At 57.3% G+C, this 18,287-nt stretch carries 17 protein-coding genes and 3 tRNA genes; 11 read left to right on the top strand and 9 right to left on the bottom strand.

All coding sequences use genetic code 11. From position 1 onward, the window contains the following. Positions 1-42 precede the first annotated feature (42 nt). A complete protein-coding gene (gene rlmN, locus AB5Z25_RS07525) occupies positions 43-1,095 on the top strand; it encodes a dual-specificity RNA methyltransferase RlmN (protein ID WP_368135204.1) in 1,053 nt (350 codons plus the stop codon). Positions 1,096-1,293: 198 nt separating this feature from the next. Here rlmN and AB5Z25_RS07530 read toward each other — a convergent pair whose 3' ends face one another. The 9 genes from AB5Z25_RS07530 to rpmH all read right to left on the bottom strand — a co-directional run bounded on the left by AB5Z25_RS07530 (position 1,294) and on the right by rpmH (position 6,333). Beyond that, on the bottom strand, positions 1,294-1,548 hold the full coding sequence (locus AB5Z25_RS07530) for a hypothetical protein (RefSeq protein ID WP_149926478.1): 255 nt from the start codon (positions 1,546-1,548) through the stop codon (positions 1,294-1,296). Beyond that, positions 1,538-2,443, bottom strand: a complete 906-nt coding sequence (locus tag AB5Z25_RS07535; protein ID WP_368135205.1) for a ParB/RepB/Spo0J family partition protein — start codon at positions 2,441-2,443, stop codon at positions 1,538-1,540. The genes AB5Z25_RS07530 and AB5Z25_RS07535 overlap by 11 nt, the downstream gene beginning before the upstream one ends. Then, positions 2,436-3,236 (bottom strand): ParA family protein, encoded by an 801-nt coding sequence (locus AB5Z25_RS07540; RefSeq protein WP_022093800.1) that lies wholly within the window; start codon positions 3,234-3,236, stop codon positions 2,436-2,438. The genes AB5Z25_RS07535 and AB5Z25_RS07540 overlap by 8 nt, the downstream gene beginning before the upstream one ends. 134 nt (positions 3,237-3,370) lie before the next feature. Next, complete coding sequence (gene rsmG / locus AB5Z25_RS07545) at positions 3,371-4,108, bottom strand: 16S rRNA (guanine(527)-N(7))-methyltransferase RsmG (protein ID WP_240125945.1); 738 nt, start codon at positions 4,106-4,108, stop codon at positions 3,371-3,373. Positions 4,109-4,204: 96 nt separating this feature from the next. After that, positions 4,205-4,774, bottom strand: a complete 570-nt coding sequence (locus AB5Z25_RS07550) for a Jag family protein (protein ID WP_022093802.1) — start codon at positions 4,772-4,774, stop codon at positions 4,205-4,207. 44 nt (positions 4,775-4,818) lie between these two features. Next, positions 4,819-5,589, bottom strand: a complete 771-nt coding sequence (locus AB5Z25_RS07555) for a YidC/Oxa1 family membrane protein insertase (RefSeq protein ID WP_006236192.1) — start codon at positions 5,587-5,589, stop codon at positions 4,819-4,821. Between the two features lie 29 nt (positions 5,590-5,618). Next, positions 5,619-5,843, bottom strand: coding sequence for a membrane protein insertion efficiency factor YidD (yidD, locus tag AB5Z25_RS07560; protein WP_082421942.1), 225 nt, complete (start codon positions 5,841-5,843; stop codon positions 5,619-5,621). Continuing rightward, positions 5,840-6,178, bottom strand: a complete 339-nt coding sequence (rnpA, locus tag AB5Z25_RS07565) for a ribonuclease P protein component (RefSeq protein ID WP_006236191.1) — start codon at positions 6,176-6,178, stop codon at positions 5,840-5,842. The genes yidD and rnpA overlap by 4 nt, the downstream gene beginning before the upstream one ends. 20 nt (positions 6,179-6,198) lie before the next feature. Continuing rightward, positions 6,199-6,333: a 50S ribosomal protein L34 gene (gene rpmH / locus AB5Z25_RS07570; RefSeq protein ID WP_019127408.1), complete on the bottom strand. Its 135-nt coding sequence runs from the start codon at positions 6,331-6,333 to the stop codon at positions 6,199-6,201. 273 nt (positions 6,334-6,606) lie between these two features. On the opposite strand from rpmH, the gene AB5Z25_RS07575 reads away from it, so the two are divergent. The 10 genes from AB5Z25_RS07575 (at position 6,607) to AB5Z25_RS07620 (ending at position 18,287) form a co-directional block, all read left to right on the top strand. Further along, positions 6,607-8,031: an ATP-binding protein gene (locus tag AB5Z25_RS07575; protein WP_368135206.1), complete on the top strand. Its 1,425-nt coding sequence runs from the start codon at positions 6,607-6,609 to the stop codon at positions 8,029-8,031. Between the two features lie 15 nt (positions 8,032-8,046). Beyond that, positions 8,047-9,771, top strand: a complete 1,725-nt coding sequence (locus AB5Z25_RS07580) for a DnaA ATPase domain-containing protein (RefSeq protein ID WP_138374278.1) — start codon at positions 8,047-8,049, stop codon at positions 9,769-9,771. A 238-nt stretch (positions 9,772-10,009) separates the two neighbouring features. Further along, entirely contained in the window at positions 10,010-11,113 is a 1,104-nt protein-coding gene (gene dnaN / locus AB5Z25_RS07585; protein WP_022094338.1) for a DNA polymerase III subunit beta, read from the top strand. A 9-nt stretch (positions 11,114-11,122) separates the two neighbouring features. Continuing rightward, positions 11,123-12,229: a DNA replication/repair protein RecF gene (gene recF, locus AB5Z25_RS07590; RefSeq protein ID WP_368135207.1), complete on the top strand. Its 1,107-nt coding sequence runs from the start codon at positions 11,123-11,125 to the stop codon at positions 12,227-12,229. After that, the gene (locus AB5Z25_RS07595) at positions 12,216-12,779 is read left to right on the top strand and encodes a DciA family protein (protein WP_338404382.1); all 564 of its coding nucleotides are present in this window, start codon (positions 12,216-12,218) and stop codon (positions 12,777-12,779) included. The genes recF and AB5Z25_RS07595 overlap by 14 nt, the downstream gene beginning before the upstream one ends. A gap of 105 nt (positions 12,780-12,884) precedes the next feature. Beyond that, a complete protein-coding gene (gyrB, locus tag AB5Z25_RS07600) occupies positions 12,885-14,915 on the top strand; it encodes a DNA topoisomerase (ATP-hydrolyzing) subunit B (RefSeq protein ID WP_161155910.1) in 2,031 nt (676 codons plus the stop codon). Positions 14,916-15,101: 186 nt separating this feature from the next. Further along, positions 15,102-17,813 carry a DNA gyrase subunit A gene (gene gyrA / locus AB5Z25_RS07605; RefSeq protein ID WP_271746841.1) on the top strand — a complete coding sequence of 904 codons (2,712 nt, stop codon included), beginning with the start codon at positions 15,102-15,104 and terminating at the stop codon, positions 17,811-17,813. A 176-nt stretch (positions 17,814-17,989) separates the two neighbouring features. After that, a tRNA-Ile gene (locus tag AB5Z25_RS07610) sits at positions 17,990-18,066 on the top strand. A gap of 67 nt (positions 18,067-18,133) precedes the next feature. Next, a tRNA-Ala gene (locus AB5Z25_RS07615) sits at positions 18,134-18,209 on the top strand. A 4-nt stretch (positions 18,210-18,213) separates the two neighbouring features. Beyond that, a tRNA-Ile gene (locus AB5Z25_RS07620) sits at positions 18,214-18,287 on the top strand.

Consider the following 18,287-nt stretch of genomic DNA (forward strand, 5'->3'; position numbering starts at 1 on the left):
GTAGCGATACCCTCTACGTTTCCCCAAAATCGAAAGGCTTCCATGAATCCCAGGACTAAATCTCAGGACATTCGCGACTTGAGCCAAAACGATATTCGCGAGCTCGTGGCCGAACTTGGCCAGCCCGCCTTCCGCGCGAAGCAGCTCATCGAATGGGTCTTCGAGAAGAACGTTTGTTCGTTCGACGATATGACCAACCTTCCCAAGGCTTTCCGCGAGCAGCTTAAAGAGGCTTTTGCCTTTGACACGCCCACTGAACTCACCAAGCAAGTTTCCAAAGATGGCTCGCGCAAGTATCTGCTCGAGTACCACGACGGCGTTTCCGTCGAGACTGTCGGCATGCCCCGTCGCAACAAGCTTTCCGTCTGCGTTTCCACCCAGGCAGGCTGCGGCATGGGTTGTGCCTTTTGCGCTACCGGTCTCAACGGCCTCAAGCGCTCTCTGACCGCTCAAGAGATCGTCGACCAGGTACTTCATGTATCCAACGACTTTGGCGAGCGCTCCACGAGCGTTGTCTCCATGGGCCAGGGCGAGCCGTTTGCCAACTACGACGAGGTTCTCAAGGCGCTGCGAATCCTCAACGACCCCGACGGCATCGGTATCGGTGCTCGTCACCTCACCGTCTCTACCAGTGGCGTTATTCCCGGTATTCGCAAATTTGCCGACATCCCCGAGCAGTTCACGCTTGCTGTTTCACTGCATTCCGCCATCCAGTCGACGCGCAATAAGCTCATGCCCGGTGTTAAGAAGTACACGCTGCTTCGCCTTCACGAGGCGCTTCAGCTCTACACCGAGAAAACTGGCCGCCGCCCGACCTATGAGTATGCCATGATCGAAGGCGTCAACGATACGAATCCCGAGATGCAGGCGCTCTGCGACTTCTGCGAGGGAACGTTGTGCCACGTTAACCTGATTCAGCTTAACGACATCGAGGGCAGCCCGCTCAAGCCGTCGCCGATTCATAAGGTTGAGGATCTTCAGCGTCGTCTTGAGTCCCGTGGCATCGAGACCACGATTCGTAACTCCCGTGGTAACGATATTGACGCCGCTTGCGGACAGCTGAAGCAGCGCTTTAAAGTTCAGAAGAACGCATAGGGGAGTCGCACCCCAAAACGTTTCATGTGAAACATCGAACGGCCCCGGTTGCAGGAGATGCAACCGGGGCCGTTTTATTTATTGACCTTAATTTTGAATCAGCTGCTACCTGTCCCATTTTTTACGGCCAAAATAAGGGGTCCTTGCCTCGTGAATCAGACAAGGACCCTCAAAATATGCTAAGTAATTGTTAGGTACCTAATAGCCTACATTTTCCCATTGGTTACTAACCCAACCTTGATTAATCTTGGGATTCTTCGTTACCTGAGCCGTACGCATGGCAACATCTTCTGTCATAACATCCATTTTCTTCTTGGATGTATCGACAATATCTTGCGCACTACGAAGCAAACGACCTCGAAGTTCATCGTCTGTCGCGATCTTATAGCCAGCAAAGGCACCAGCCGCGACAGTCGTCGCCAATGCAATCGCAGTTAAAATCCTATTCCTCATCTTGGCCTCCTTGATCAAACTGAATCATTTCGCCAAGAATACGAGAGAGCTCTTCCTCGTCTTTAAACTCAATCTCAATCTTATTCTTTCCACGCGAGCTCTTAACACGCACGTTGGTATTAAAAACCTGACGAAGCACGCGGGCAGCCTTTTTAAAAGACTGAGGCGTTGCAGGCCTCGGCGTCTTAGGTGTCTCTCCGGCAGAAAACAACGGAGCAAGATTTTCTGTCGCTCTTACGGAAAGGCCCTCTGCAACAACCTTCTCTGCAAGTCGAATTCGAGCGTCCTCATAGGGAACTGCAAGAATCGCACGTGCATGACCAGCAGTAAGTTTGCCCTCAAAAATCATCTGCTGAACAACTTCAGGGAGATCGAGAAGGCGCAGCGAGTTTGTAATTGCAGAGCGTGACTTGCTGACTGCCTTCGACAATGCCTCCTGGGTCATACCGCTGGCATCGATAAGCTGGCGATAGCCCTTAGCCTCTTCGACGGGATTCAGATCAGAACGCTGAAGGTTTTCGATCAGAGCAAGAGCCAGCATCTCTTCATCATTAACATCTTTAATGATGACAGGCAGCTCCTCAAGACCAGCAAGCTTTGACGCTTGGTAACGACGCTCACCAGCGATGATCTCATAGCCGTTTCCATGCTTGCGAACCAAAAGCGGCTGCAAGACGCCATGTTCTTGGATTGATTCGCTCAACTCACGAAGTTCAGTTTCGTTAAAGTGAATTCGCGGCTGATTAGGGTTGGGAACGATATCCTCAATAGGTAGTTTTGTTTCAGATGCGGCATTCGAAGCCGATGCAGCCGAACCACCGGTCTCATACTCGGCCTCTGAGACCAAAGCATTGAGTCCACGTCCCAATCCGCCACGTCTCTTTACACTAGGCACGCTTGATCACCTCTTTTGCAAGGTTCATATATGCTTTTGCACCCTTATTTTGAGGTGCATAGGTAATTACCGGTTCCCCAAAAGACGGAGCTTCGGAGATTTTAACCGTACGGGGGATCAACGTCTTAAATGCCTTATCACCAAAGTACGATTGAACCTCCTCAACAACCTGATTCGATAGAGAAGTACGCGAGTCATACATGGTCATAAGCACACCGTAGGTGTCTAAGCCCTTGTTCAGACGAGATTTGACCATCTTCATTGACTCAAGCAGCTTCGTAACGCCCTCGAGTGCGTAATACTCGCACTGGATCGGAATCAAAACGCTGTCTGCTGCGGTCAAAGCGTTGATAGTAAGCAGGCCGAGCGAAGGAGGGCAGTCAATGAAAATAAAATCGAACTCGTCCTGAATCGGCTCAAGCAAATCTTTGAGACGGGTTTCACGAGCAATTGCGCTTACGAGTTCAATTTCCGCGCCTGCAAGCTGAATTGTAGCCGGAATTACGAATACCTTTTTGCAATTTGTATCAAGAACAAGCGATTCTGCCGGCACATCATTCAACAATGCATCATAGATGCAGTGATCAAGGTCTTCTTTTTCAATTCCGAATCCACTGGTGCTGTTTCCCTGCGGATCAAAATCGACAATCAGTGTCTTACGACCCTGCTCACCCAGTGCTGCTGCAAGGTTTACAGCCGTCGTTGACTTACCGACGCCGCCTTTTTGATTGATGATTGCAATGATACGCGTGTCTTTTGCGCTCTTTGAACGCTTAACGTCGCGAAATCCCACGGTCCCTCCTGGTGTGTATTAAAGCTGTCAAACGGAGGATGTTTCACGTGAAACATTCCGAATCGATATCAACCGCCATGTTTCACGTGAAACACTGCAAGTTGTTAGTATCCATTATGTTTCACGTGAAACATCTAGGCAAGCGGATTCTTCTTTGCCACGCCATTTGCACGAGGCAATGAAACGGATGCTGGATGACTCTTCTTAAGAACAATGAACTCCCTGTGACCCAAGCCTTCAGGCAAATCAATTGTGTCATTCAGAAGCAAAGTGAAGCCGCAAATCTTAGCTGCTGACATGCCGGAAGCAAGCTCCTCATCCGAAGGATTGCCCTTGGTTATAACAAATAGCCCTCCATCCTTCAGATACGGAGCCGCATACTCAACAAGAATCGGTAGAGGGGCCAGTGCGCGGGCGGTTACAACAGAGAACTGCTTCTTATGGCTCCGAGCATATTCTTCAAGACGATCATGAACCGCATGGGCATGTTTCAATCCAAGAGCATGGACAAAGGAATTTACCGCATCAACCTTCTTGCCAACAGAGTCAATATAAGTAGCTTTACGATGCGTGGTTATGGTTAATGGAATACCAGGGAAGCCCGCACCTGTTCCCATATCGAGCAAAGCTCCCTCAGGAGCCTTGTTGATATAGGGGAGCAAAACAAGTGAGTCGAGGATATGAAGTACTGCAGCATCTTCTACGTTAAGAATACGGGTGAGATTGGTTGTCTTATTTGTTTCTAGAACCAAATCCAAATGCTGAATACATTTCCTCAGCTCAACATCAGTTACGCTCAAGGAATACTCTTTGCAATAGAAAGCTAGACGACTCAACATCTCGTCAGCTTGCTGATCAGTAAGTACTAACAACGAAAGCTCCTTTCTGACAAAAATCAGTGTATCGAGAACTTTTGACAAAAAAAGGGGACGTGGAAACCACGTCCCCTTAGCATAAGCTCGAGTAGATTATCGAGCAACAATCACTACATGGCGATCAGGGTCAGAACCCTCAGAATGAGTATCGACCGCATCATTGCCACGAAGTGCAATGTGAACCAGTCGGCGCTCGTAGGCATTCATGGGCGGAAGCGAAACACTCTTGTGAGTGCGGATGGCGCGCTCGGCAGCAGACTGAGCCATGGAGGCAACCTTGTCCTGACGGCGGCTCTTGTATCCCTCGACGTCCACTACAACCGGATACCTAAAGCCAAGCTTGCGGCTCACCAGCAAAGAGAACATAACCTGAAGAGCATCAAGGGTGCGACCATGACGGCCAATGAGAACAGCAAGGTCGGGAGCCGTTACATCCAAAATCAGCTCACCCTCGTCGCCCTCATACTCATCGATAGGAGAGTTGGCGGCATCGAAGTGCGAAAGGATGGAACGCAGGATGGAAATCGCAACATCGGCAATGGTGTCGAGCTCCTCATCGGTCAGCTCTTCACCAGCCTTGTAGCGCTGTGCAATCTCGGGATAATCGCCCGCGACCTGCGGGGCAACCTCCTCAAGCATATCCTCGATGATCTCTTCAGACATAACGTACTCCAAAAGTTAGGTACCTAAATAAGATTGATATCCCGTTACTTCTTCTTGTGCGGGCGCGGCTTCTTCTCTCGACGAGTGACCTCAACCTGCAGCGGAGCGTTCTTAAGACGCTCCTCCTCATCGGCCTTCGCCTTGTCGATGACCTTCTGCGTCACAAAAATCTGCTGGATAACCTGCCAAGCAGACGAGACGTCGTAGTACAGCAGAACACCAACGGGAAGGCTCCAGCCCATCCAAAGCATCATGACCGTCATGACAACGGCCATCATACGCATGCTCTGAGCCTGCTGGCCGGTCTGGTTGCGCGACATATAGAGCTGCGGAATCAGGGTCAGGACGGCGAACAGGATCAGGCAAACCAGCGCAGGCAGTGCAACCATAAAGCCATCGGCAAAGGAAGCGCTCGGCGTGGTGGTCAGGTCGGGCAGGATGTTGAAGAACGAGAACGTGCCGTCGTTAAAGTACTGCGGCAGGTTGCGCAGCAATGTAAACAGGGCGAACAGGATAGGCATCTGAATCAGCAGCGGCAGACAGCCAGCCATGGGGTTGAACTTGTTCTCGCTGTAGAACTTCTGCATCTCCTCGGCCTGACGCTGGGGATCGTCGGCATAGCGCTCCTGGATCTCGAGCATCTTGGGCTGCAGCACCTGCATGCGAGCCGTCGACTTGGTCGACTTGAGCATGAGCGGCGTCAGCAGCAGACGGATGATGACCACCAGGATGATGATGGACAGGCCCCAGTCGACCGCAAAGGTCTGGATGAGCTTGAGCAGCTCGAAAAGGATGTTAACGATCCAATCCCACATGTAAGTTTTCCTCCGATAGCGAGTGCCCGCTAGGGCACAGGGTCATAACCGCCGACGTGCAGGGGATTGCAACGAGCGATGCGCCTCACGGCAAGCCAGCAGCCTCTCAAAACACCGTGCTTCTCAATCGCCTGGACGGCGTATTGCGAGCACGTTGGGTAATAAATGCAGGCGTCAGGCAATAAGGGCGAAATAACCTGTTGATATATGCGAATAGGAGCGATGGCAACACGTCGCAAAACGTGATTGCTCATCGCTCCTCCCCGGCAACGCCGGCGCGCTTCATAAGCGAACGCAATGCCTTGTCCATCTCCTGCGGCGAGGAAACCCTCGTCTTGGGAGTTGCAAACAAGATGATGTCATAACCCGCAACGGGAAATCCGCAGCTGCGGGCGGCCTCGCGCATCACACGCTTAGATCGGTTGCGCACGACGGCACAACCGAGTCGCTTAGCACCAACGAAGGCGACCCTTCCGGAGTCGCCTTCGCCAACCGATTCACATATGGTCATTCGAATCAGAGGGTGATTGAAACGACGCCCCTGACTGAACACATGCTCGAAATCTTGCCGAGACTTAATAGTCTTCATGCGAGATGTGTGTATCGCTGCTAGACAGTGAGACGCTTGCGGCCCTTGGCACGACGACGGGCGAGCACGGCACGACCACCCTTAGTGGCCATACGGGCACGGAAGCCATGGGTCTTGGCACGCTTACGCTTATTAGGCTGATACGTACGCTTCATCTTAAGTTCCTCCTGCTGCATTTCGAGTGTCCGCGGGGACGCGGACGCAGATATAGACACGTGAGCTTGAAGATTGTAGGGAAATCAATGTTCAAATGTCAAGAAATCAAAGGTAAAAGGTTGCGCAGTTCACACGGTTCCCCCATAAGCCGAGTTCGATTTAGCGGTGCATGGCAACTTTTCACGATATTTCATCGAGTTTTCAACAGGTCATGTTGGCAATGTTGAGAACTTTTCGTCCGTTTTCCAAAGTTTTCAACAGGTTTTGAAAGTTTGTCGAAAGATGAGAAACATTGCACGGTGAGCTACTATTTGTTCGAAACCTTTTGGAAGATTGCGAGCGGCATGTCTGACGACTTTTACACCATGGTCGATTCCGGAGACCCGGCACCCGACAACGAGCACATCACCGGCGTGCGCGAAGAGCGTGACGAAGGTGAACAGACGACAACGCAGGCGCCAAAAGCCATGTACGCCGCGCGCATCGCCGTCTATGACGACATGCTGTCGACACCGCGGGTGATCGTCATTGATCCGCAAGATGTCCGCACGTATTTGGAAGAGACGACCAACACCGTCTACCAGTGCATGAAAGAACAAGGTGGCCATATCTCGCTCATGGTCATCCGCGAGATTGTCGAAAACTTTATCCACGCGCACTTTGCCGAGCCCATAATCTCGATTCTGGACGGCGGAGACACCATCCGCTTTGCCGATCAAGGACCCGGCATCGACGACAAGGAGCGCGCTTTCGACTTTGGCGTTACCAGCGCAAACAGCAAGATGAAGCGCTATATCCGTGGAACCGGAGCAGGGTTTCCCATGGTGCAAGAGTATTTGGAAAACGCCGGCGGTGCCGTATCCATCGAGGACAACATGGGCAACGGCACCGTGGTTACGGTAAGCCTGAACCCTAAACGCGTGCAGGAAATCGATCGTGCCGGCGGACGCGGTGCTGCCGTGCGGCCCGAGACGGAGCAGCTCACATATCCCCTGCCGGGAGCTTTTGCGCAGCAGCCCATGGCAACGCAGCAGATGCAGCCCCCCGTGGGGCAGATGCAGCAGCCCGGAATGCTTCCTACACAAGAGCCCCAGGCGACATCGATGTCGATGCCGCCAAACATGCCAGAGACCATGCCGCCGGCGGATCAGGATGCAGCAGCAATGCAGCAGGCGACGGGGGCACCGGGTGGCCAGCAAATGGGCTATCAGCCGTACCAGCAGGGATATCCATATCAGCAGATGCCGCCACTGGGGTATGGCCAGCAGTTCCCGCAGCAGTACCAGCAGGGATATCAGCAGCCGTACCAGCAGATGCCGCAGCAGCAGTACAACCCCTGGGCCCAGCAGATGCCTCCGCAGCCTTACCAACAGTGGCCTCAAAGTTTTCAACAGCAAATGCCGCCGATGCAGAGTTCTCAACAACCAGCAGCTCAAATGATGTATCCTAATGCAGCAAATCAGCATGCGCAGCCACAACCGGACGTGTTCGTAAGCGATCGCGGCAACGCCGCGCTGGGCTATCTGGCGCAAAATCAAGCGTGCGGTGCAACCGATCTGGCGAGGGCGTTTGGAAACTCGGCCCCCACTTGGTCACGCACGCTCAATGACTTGGCGCAGGCCGGCTTGGTCATCAAGCATGGCCAGAAATACCATCTGACCGAACTCGGCGCCGCTCGCGTGCGAGCTCAGAGCTAAAGAACGGGAGAGACAGTGGACGAGGAAGCAAGCATCATCCTGGGGGATGCCATCGCCTTTTGCCAGCGCGACGGCCAAGATGCACGCCTCATCAACATGCTGGGGCAATCGCGCGCCATAAGCCTGACCGAAGATACGCTCACGATCGAGGCCCCCTCGCGCTTTGCCATCGCGCAGCTCAAAAAGCATCAGCCGACTATTGAGGCCTATCTGGAAGAAATCGCCTTTGCACCGATCGCGCTCGACATCGTGGCACCGCAAGGCGCCGCGACGGAATCCGCTGCCGCCACGGCGCCCGCCACGGCTCCCGCTGCTTCCCCGGCGGTGCCGGCCTCCGCAGGCGACGCGTCGACGGTCGAGCACCAGCACAGCGATGTTTCCCGTGAAACCATGGCACCGTTGCCGACCGCGGCGGCGACGCCAACGAACGCGCCCGTCACGCACATGCCCATCGCTCACGACGCAGCGGCGGGCGCGGATTCGGGCATTGCAATCAAAAACACGCTCTCGGCCGACGATTTTCGTCGCATGATGAACCAGATGAAGGGCGGGGCGCCGACTAAATCCACGCAAGCCGCGACCCCCACCTCACCCATGCCAGCACCGACCGTGCCGGCCGAGCAGAATACGGATGGAGCCCCGCTCGCCGCGAACTCAAAATTTACCTTTGAGAACTTTGTCTACGGCCCCGAAAACAGCCATGCCTATCGCTCGGCACTCAAGTTTGCCGCCCTCGCGGACGAGCGCGGCACATGCACATCACTGTTCATCTACGGCAAATCGGGCCTGGGCAAGACGCACCTGCTGCTTGCCATCAAAAACGAGCTCGCCGAGAAGTCGCCCGAGATCAAGGTCAAGTATGCCAACTCCCAGGCATATCTGGACGACCTGATGACCGAGTTCGACCGTCAAAAGAAGAGCAACGCTCCCATCATGCAGGCGTACCACGGCGTGGACGTGCTCATCATCGATGACATCCAAAACATCATCGGCAAGCGCGCGAGCGTGGACTACTTTTTCCAGCTCATGGACGAGTTCATCCGCAACAACAAGAAGGTCGTCATCGCGGCAGACCGCGCCCCCAAGGACCTAAGCATGGACGAGCGTCTGACCAGCCGCTTCAACGCCGGCATGCTCTGCCTGGTCGCAGAGCCCAGCTACGAGATGAAATACAAGATCTTGCAGCGCTATTACGAGAACACCATCGTCGCCGCTCCCGAGGCAGGCGACGACTCGCTGCTGGCGGCCTATGGGGGCGACGGCGGACACCTGACCGACGAGCACTTTAAACACATGGCCGAGGTCTCGGGCACCAACATCCGCGAACTCGAGAGCTTTTGCGAGCGCTGCGCCGGCGAGGCGGGCGACCGCGAGCGCGAGGGCGGAGAGCTCACCTTTGACGATATCGACGCCATCGCCAGCCAGTACTTCGACACATCGGCCAAAAAGATCAACGTCCAGACGGTTCAGTCCGTCATCGAAGAGCAGTACGGCGTGACGCACGAGGAGCTCATCGGCCCGCGTCGCAACGCCAATATCGCCAAAGCACGCCATATCGCTATCTACCTGGCCATCGAGATGTGCGAAATGACGACCACGGCGGTGGGCGCCGAATTTGGCAACCGCAACCACTCGACCGTCAGCACGAGCTACAAAAAGGTCCAGAAGATGATCCAGGAAGACCGCACCGTCACCGAAGATCTCAAATCGTTGCGCGATAAAATTACACTGCGCTCGTAGGGAAATAGAGACACCTGTTGAAAACTTGTCGAAACCACGGGCATAAGGTGTCTAAAACCCAACCCGCGGTGATGAAAAGTTTTGCGCAGGTTTTGAACGTGGAAAACCACCCCCGTTGCACACAGGTTGCTGTCGATTTTCTTTCTGGGTCTGACCTGCGTCTTTGGGAGTAATCAACAGTTTCGTCAGTGCTATTACTATTATTAAGATATTTATATCTAAAGAAAGGTATTAAAAGATGAAGTTCACCGTCAGCCAGAGCTCGCTTACACAAGCCATCGGCGTCGTTATGAAGGGTGTCGCTTCGGCATCCACCCTTCCCATCCTGTCGGGCGTGCTCGTCAAGGCCCAAGACGGCATCTTGGAATTCCAGACCTCTAACTACACCATCTCGATCCGTCATCGCATCGCGGCGCATGTCGAAGAAGAGGGCGAGATGGTTATCCCCTGTAAGATGCTCTCCAATATCACCAAGACCCTCCCCGATGCCCCGGTCACCTTTGAGCTGTCCGAGCGCCAGGTGCTGATTGGTTGCGAGAAGAGCTCTTTTAGGCTGAACACGCTCGATGCTAATGACTTCCCCGAGTTTCCGGCCTATGCCATCGAGAGCGCCGTGGAACTGCCGACCGATATCTTGTCCGAGATGGTCGGCCGCGTGTGGCGCGTCACCTCGACCGACAAGGCCCGCCCCATCCTGGGTGGCGTGCACATGAAGGTCGAGAACAACACCGTGCGCCTGGTGGCGACCGATTCCTTCCGTTTGGCCGTGTGCGATACGCAGGTCGAGACCTCGACCCTCGAAGGCTCCTTTGAGCTCAACGTTCCGGCTGACGCCTTTAACGACGCACTGAACATCATGGCCAGCCAGGCGACCATCATGATCGGGGCTACCGACACCCAGGTCGTCTTCGAGGCCGGCAACACCACCTACGTGTCGCGCCGCATCGAGGGCGTGTACCCCAACTACAAGCAGCTCATCCCCGATTCGTGCGTGACGAGCGTCAAGATCGACGTCGCCGCCTTTAACGCCGCCCTCAAGCGCGTGGCCGTTATCGCGAGCGCCAACCCCGCCGTCAAGTTCGAGATCGATGTCGAGAACGGGCAGATGGGCCTGTCCTCCATCTCCAATGACCAGGACCTTGCGCAGGAGACGATCGATGTCGAGGCCGAGGGCGAGTCGGGTACCATCGCCTTCAACTACCACTACATCTTCGGCTGCCTCAATGCCCTGTCCAAGGAGAAGGAGATCACGCTGGAGCTCAAGAGCTACTCGCAGGCGGGCATCTTCAAGTCCTACGACAAGATCAACTACCTGTACCTGGTCATGCCGGTTCGCATCTAGCGCTGCGCCATGACCATGTTCGCCCGCGATCTTTCCGTCGCGCACTACCGCAGTTTCGAGAGCTATCGTCTTGCCCTGGACGAGGGCGTGACGATACTTGCGGGACCCAACGCGGCGGGAAAGACCAATCTCATAGAGGCGCTGCAGCTGCTGACGAGCGGCGCCTCGTTTAGGCATCCGACCGCAGCCGAGCTCGTCCATGATGGCGTGGGCTCGTGCAAGATCGAGCTGAGGCTCGAGGGCGACGGCCGCGTACTTGATATGGGATTGAGCGCGGAGGACGGTAAACGCTCGTTTAGCCGCAACGGCAAGAGATGCTCTGCCGCCGGTGTGCGCGGGGTTCTGCCGAGCGTGCTGTTTTGCCCCGACCATCTGGACATGGTTAAGCGAGGCGCCAGTGTGCGCCGCGCCGCCCTCGACGACTTTGGCATGCAACTGAGCGCACGCTATGCCGATCTTGCGAGCACCTATGGTCGCTGCGTGACCCAGCGTAACGCCTTGCTCAAGGAGGCCTGGTGCTGCCGCGAGATGCTCGGCGCGTGGAACGATTCGATTGCCCGCGCGGGCGCGGCTCTGCTCGTGCACCGGTTGGCCCTGCTCGACCGGCTGGCGGGCCATGTGCGTGCTGCCTACGGGCAAGTGGCGTCCGGTGAAGCCGCCAACGTGTCCTATGCGTCCACGCTGGGGGATTTGCCCCAGGTCGAGGATCGCGAAGAGCTGAAGGGCTGGGCGTACGAGCGCATGCTGGCTGCCCTTGATGGGCACGCCGACGAGGAAATTCGCCGCGGCGTGACGCTGGTGGGACCGCATCGCGACGAGATTGAGTTTACCGTTGCGGGTCGCTCCGCCCGTTCATTTGCCAGCCAAGGACAGCAGCGAACGTTGGTACTGTCCTGGAAGGTGGCCGAGGTGGCCGTGGCTCGCGATGTCCTGGGCACCGCCCCGCTGCTGCTTTTGGACGACGTGATGAGCGAGCTCGACGGCGAGCGTCGCGGTGCTTTCCTGCGGCTGATCGGCGATGATATCCAGACGGTCATAACCACGACCAACCTGGGGTACTTTACCGATGACCTGCTTGATCGAGCCAAGGTGGTGAGCATGGGTGAGACGTGCTAATTACGAGCGCGAGAGCGAAACGGTCGCCTTCAGTGGCTTTTTGAACGCAGAGCGCCAGCGCATCCTGGCGGCTGCGACCCCTGAGCGCCGTGCGCAGATGGAGGCCGCCGAGGAGTCGCGCGCGGTCTATCGCGCGTGGAACGCGGTGTGCTCGGGCACGCGCGAGGGGCGGCATGTGACGGGTCTGCGCTACCTGCCCGAGTCCAATGAGCTGCTGGTATATCTCGACTCGCCCTCGTGGACGCAGGAAATGACGTTGTTGCGCGAGATCATCCGCGCGCGCATGGAGCGCGCCGGTGCGCATGTGGACGGCCTGGTGTTCAAAACCACCGCGCCCGGTCACACGCCGCCCGCCGCCAAGGAGCGCCTTCGCCCAGCGACGACCGAGCGCCCGCCGGCCCCACACGCCGACCTCAGCGATGCCGAGCGCACCGAGATTGAGCGCCAAGTGGCGCCCATCGAAGACCAAAAACTGCGCGAGGCCCTCGAGAACGCCATGAGAGCCAGTGCCGAGTGGGCCAAGGGCGTGCAAAGCAAAAAAGAGCCTTAAATCGCATCTGGTGGCCTTGTAGAGCCAAATACCCTCGTTCCCGAGGGTATTTTTTTACGATAAACTAGTAAGGCTGTACACATTTTCTTGACTGAAGGAGGACGTGTGGCAAACGAAAACGATTACGATGGCGGCGAGATTAAGATTCTCGAAGGTCTCGAGGCCGTTCGTAAGCGCCCGGGCATGTATATCGGCTCGACGAGCGCCAGCGGTCTGCATCACCTGGTGTGGGAGATCGTTGACAACTCCGTCGACGAGGCCATGGCCGGTTTCTGCACCGAGATCCAGGTGACGGTCCACGCCGACAACTCCATCACGGTCGTCGACAACGGGCGCGGCATCCCCGTCGACGAGCACCCTGTTAAAAAGATCCCGACGCTCGAGGTCGTCATGACGATTTTGCACGCCGGCGGTAAGTTCGATAATTCGGCCTATAAGGTCTCGGGCGGCCTGCACGGCGTTGGCATCTCCGTCGTCAACGCACTGTCCAAGCGCGTGGTCGTTCAGGTTCGTCGCGACGGCAACACCTACGAGATGGAGTTCTCGCGCGGCAAGACCGTCAAGAAGATGGAGGTCGTGGGCACCTCGGATTCGACGGGCACCACCGTCACCTTCTGGCCCGACGACGAGATCTTCGAGACCTGCATTTACGATTTCGATACGCTGCACAACCGTCTGCAGGAGACGGCGTTCCTCAATAAGAACCTCAAAATCGTGCTGACTGACGAGCGCGAGTCTACTCCCCACGTGGAGGAGTTTTGCTACGAGGGCGGCATCATCGACTTCGTCAAGTTCCTTAACGAGGGCAAGGACGTCCCCGAGGCCTTTAAGGAGCCTATCTACATCGAGGGCAAATCGGACCCGGACGCACCTGTGGCCAAGATGGGCGAGGTTGAGGTTTCCCTGCAGTGGAATAGCGGCTACGGCGAGAACGTCATGTCGTTTGCCAACGACATCTACACCCCCGAGGGCGGCATGCACCTTGAGGGCTTCCGCACCGCGCTCACCCGCGTGATCAACGACTATGCGCGCAAGCAGAACCTGCTCAAGGAAAAAGACGCCAATCTGACCGGCGACGATGTGCGCGAGGGCCTTTCGGCCGTTATCTCGGTCAAGCTGCCCGATCCGCAGTTTGAGGGCCAGACCAAGGCCAAGCTCGGCAGCTCCTATATGCGCGCGCTCACGCTCAAGATTGTGACCGACGGCCTTGTCGATTACCTCGAGGAGCATCCCAAGCCCGCTCGCGAGATCGTCAAGAAGGCGCAACAGGCCTGCAAGGCGCGCAATGCCGCCCGCAAGGCGCGCGAGGCGACCCGCCGCAAGAGCCTGCTCGAGACGGCGTCCCTGCCCGGTAAGCTCGCCGACTGCTCGGTGCGCGATGCCGAGCTGACCGAGCTCTTCATCGTAGAGGGCGACTCGGCAGGCGGTTCGGCCAAGGACGGCCGTCGCCGAGACATCCAGGCGATTCTGCCCCTGCGCGGCAAGATTTTGAACGTCGAACGCGTTGGTGACCATCGCGCGTTCTCGAGTGACACCATCCAGTCGCTGATTACCGCGATCGGCTGCGGCGTCACGACGAGTGCCGGCGACGGCGGCGATTTCGATATCACCAAGGCGCGCTACCACAAGATCATCATCATGACCGATGCAGACGTCGACGGTGCGCATATCCGCATCCTGCTGCTGACGTTCTTCTACAAGTACATGCGTCCGCTGATCGATGCCGGCTACGTCTATGTTGCCTGCCCGCCCATCTTTGGCATTAAGGTGCGCAACAAGATCCACTACGTGTATCCCAACGGCCGCCAGCCCGAAGACGAGATCCTGCGCGACACCATCCAGAGCCTGGGCCTGAACCCCGACGATAACGACGAGGACGGCAAGGCCAAGGACGGCAAGATCACCAAAAAGCGCAAGGGCTATACCGTCCAGCGCTACAAGGGCCTGGGCGAGATGGACCCCAAGCAGCTCGCCTCGACGACGATGGACCCCAAGACCCGCATCCTGCAGCGTGTGTCGATCGAAGACGCCGTGGTGGCGGACCGCGCCGTGCGCGAGCTGATGGGTTCCGAGGTCGGCTATCGCCGCGAGTACATCGAGAAGCATGCACATGATGCACGATTCTTAGATGCCTAACCTGTTCGGCTTTCCCAGCCACCGCACCTTCGCCCTCAATCGTCGGTCGCGTACCCAAGTACGTTTCCCTCCTCTTTCGGGCGAATCTGCGGCACCTGGAAAAGCCGTCTCCGTGGTAGGGAACTAATTAGACCACGCAAACCATGAGGAGGTAACGTGGCAGACGATATCAACAATAACGAGGGTATGGACGAGGCCGGCGATGCCGGTATGCCCGATGATCTGAAGCGCCTGCTTGCCCGTGCTGAGCAGGGCGAGGACGGCGATCCGGACGCCTATAACCCCGATGCCGATGATGATGAGGAAGAGGACGACGACGGTGAGCTCGAGGAGAGCTTTGGCGAAGTCGATCGTGGCGCCTCGGCCGGCGAGGACATCAACGGCGGCCAGCTCCAGATTTCGGAGTTCGGTCGCGAGATGAAGCAGTCGTTCATCGAGTATTCGATGTCGGTTATCACAGCGCGTGCCCTGCCGGACGTGCGCGACGGCTTAAAGCCGGTACACCGCCGCATCCTGTACGCGATGAACGAGAGCGGCATCTACCCCAACCGCCCACACAAAAAGTCGGCCTGGACGGTCGGTGAAGTTATCGGTAAGTACCACCCGCACGGTGACTCTGCGGTCTACGAGGCCATGGTCCGCCTGGCGCAGTGGTTCTCCATGCGCACGCCGCTCATCGACGGTCACGGCAACTTCGGCAACATCGATGGCGACGGCGCGGCGGCCATGCGTTACACCGAGAGCCGCCTGGCCAAGCCCGCCATGGAACTGCTGCGTGACTTGCAGAAGGATACCGTCGACTGGCAGCCCAACTACGACGAATCGCTCGCCGAGCCCGTGGCACTGCCTGCGCGCTTCCCCAACCTGCTGGTCAACGGCAGCCAGGGCATCGCCGTCGGCATGGCCACCAACATCGCCCCGCATAACCTCACCGAGGCGATCGAGGCCACCTGCTACCTGATCGACAACCCCGACGCCACCGTCGACGAGCTCATGCAGATCATGCCCGGTCCGGACTTCCCCACCGGCGCCATCATCATGGGCAGCGCCGGCATTAAGCAGAGCTACGAGACCGGCCGCGGCTCCATTACCGTGCGTGCCAAGGCACATGTGGAGTCCACCAAGACCGGCCGCAGCCGCCTGGTCTTTACCGAGATTCCCTACATGGTCAACAAGGGCACCCTGCAGGAGAAGATCGCCCAACTCGTCAACGACAAGCGCATTGAGGGCATCTCGGATATGCGCGATGAGTCCAACCAGAAGGGCATCCGTCTGGTCATCGAGCTCAAGAAGGGCGTCATTCCGCAGGTCGTGCTCAACAACCTGTATAAGTACACCTCGCTGCAGACGACCTTTGGCGCCAACAACCTGGCACTCGTCAACGGCGTTCCCAAATGCCTGAGCCTGCGCGAGATGCTGCAGCACTACATCGACCACCAGGTCGACGTCGTCACCCGCCGCACCCGCTTCGACCTTAAGAAGGCCCAGGCCCGCGCGCATATCCTCGAGGGCTACCTGATGGCCCTTGACCATATCGACGAGGTCATCAGCATCATCCGCTCCTCGCAGACCGACTCCGAGGCCAGCAGCCGACTGATCGAACGCTTTGGCTTTACGCCCGAGCAGACCACGGCCATCCTCGAGATGAAGCTGCGCCGCCTGACCGGCCTGGAGCGCGACAAGATCCAAGAAGAGTTGGACGGCCTGCGCCGCGCCATCGCCTACTACGAGGACCTGCTGGCGCACGAGGAGAAGATTCTGGGCGTCATCAAGGAAGAGATGCGCGAGATCTCCAAGAAGTTTGGCGACAAGCGCCGTACCGAAATCAGCCAGGTTGAGAAGGACCTGGATGTCGAGGACCTCATCGCCGACGAGGATATGGTCGTGACCATCACCCACACCGGCTACGTTAAGCGTATCCCAGTGGCTGCCTACCGTGCCCAGAAGCGCGGTGGCAAGGGCGTGTCGGGCGTCAACCTCAAAGAGGACGACGTTATCGATGAGATGTTCATCGCGTCCACGCACGAGTACGTGCTGTTCTTCTCGAGCAAGGGCAAGGTCTATCGCCTGAAGGTGCACGAGCTGCCGGTGGGTACGCGCCAGGCGCGCGGTACCGCGATCGTCAACCTGTTGCCCTTCGAGGAGGGCGAGAAGATCGCGAGCGTCATCAGCTGCCGCGAGTTCCCGGCCGACGAGTACCTGATGTTTGCCACCAAGAGTGGCATGGTCAAGAAGACCGTGATGAGCGCTTACGATCGTAGCCGCCGTGATGGCCTGATCGCTATCAACCTGCGTGACGACGACGCGCTGCTGAACGTGCGCCGCGTGCGCGAGGGCGACAAGATTATCCTGGCCACCACCGCGGGCAAGGCGATCATGTTCTCCGAGGAGCAGGTGCGCGCCACCGGCCGCGATACCAGCGGCGTTCGCGGTATCGGTATGAAGGACGGCGTGAGCGTTCTGGGCATGGAAGTCACTAACGGCAACGGCGATCTGTTCGTCATCACCGAGCGCGGCTACGGCAAACGCACGCCGGTTGCGGACTACCCGGAGCAGAATCGCGGCGGCCAGGGTGTCTACACCATCCAAATGACCGAGCGTAAGGGTAACCTTGCGGCCATGAAGACGGTGGGTCCGCAGCACGAGCTGTTCATCGTGACGGAGGGCGCGACGGTCATTCGCGTTAAGACCGACGAGATCAGCCAGACTGGCCGCGCCACCCAGGGCGTCAAGATGATGACCGTCGACGACAACGACCGCATCTGCGCCGTAGCCCGCATGACGGCGGCCAAAGAGAAGCCCGAGGGCGAAGGTGCCGAGGCCGCAGCCGACGCCGAAGAGGCTCCAGTCGACCTAGGCGACGGCAACGACATGCCGGAGGATCTCCTCGACGAGTAAGAGGCCCTAGCGGTAGAAAATATCAGACCCCATATATCGGCGGTCGGCGCACTGCGCGCCGACCGCTTTTTTGACAACCTTGGACCCCGTGCCCGCTCGGCGGGCACACTCCAAAGTTTTTCAAAAAAGTTGTTGACGCGCGCGTAACGACTCGTCTAATATATCCCTTGCGCGATGGACCTGTAGCTCAGTTGGTTAGAGCGTCCGGCTGATAACCGGGAGGTCACAAGTTCGAATCTTGTCAGGTCCACCACTTTCTTTCGCAATAAACACCCCAGCGAGAGCCGAGTCGCCGCTGGGGTGTTTATTACTGTCTCCGTGGGGGTTTAGCTCAGCTGGGAGAGCGCGGGCTTTGCAAGCCTGAGGTCAGGGGTTCGATCCCCCTAACCTCCACCATGATGGACCTGTAGCTCAGTTGGTTAGAGCGTCCGGCTGATAACCGGGAGGTCACAAGTTCGAATCTTGTCAGGTCCA

Source organism: Collinsella aerofaciens, assembly GCF_040910325.1.
Lineage (GTDB): Bacteria > Actinomycetota > Coriobacteriia > Coriobacteriales > Coriobacteriaceae > Collinsella > Collinsella aerofaciens_BL.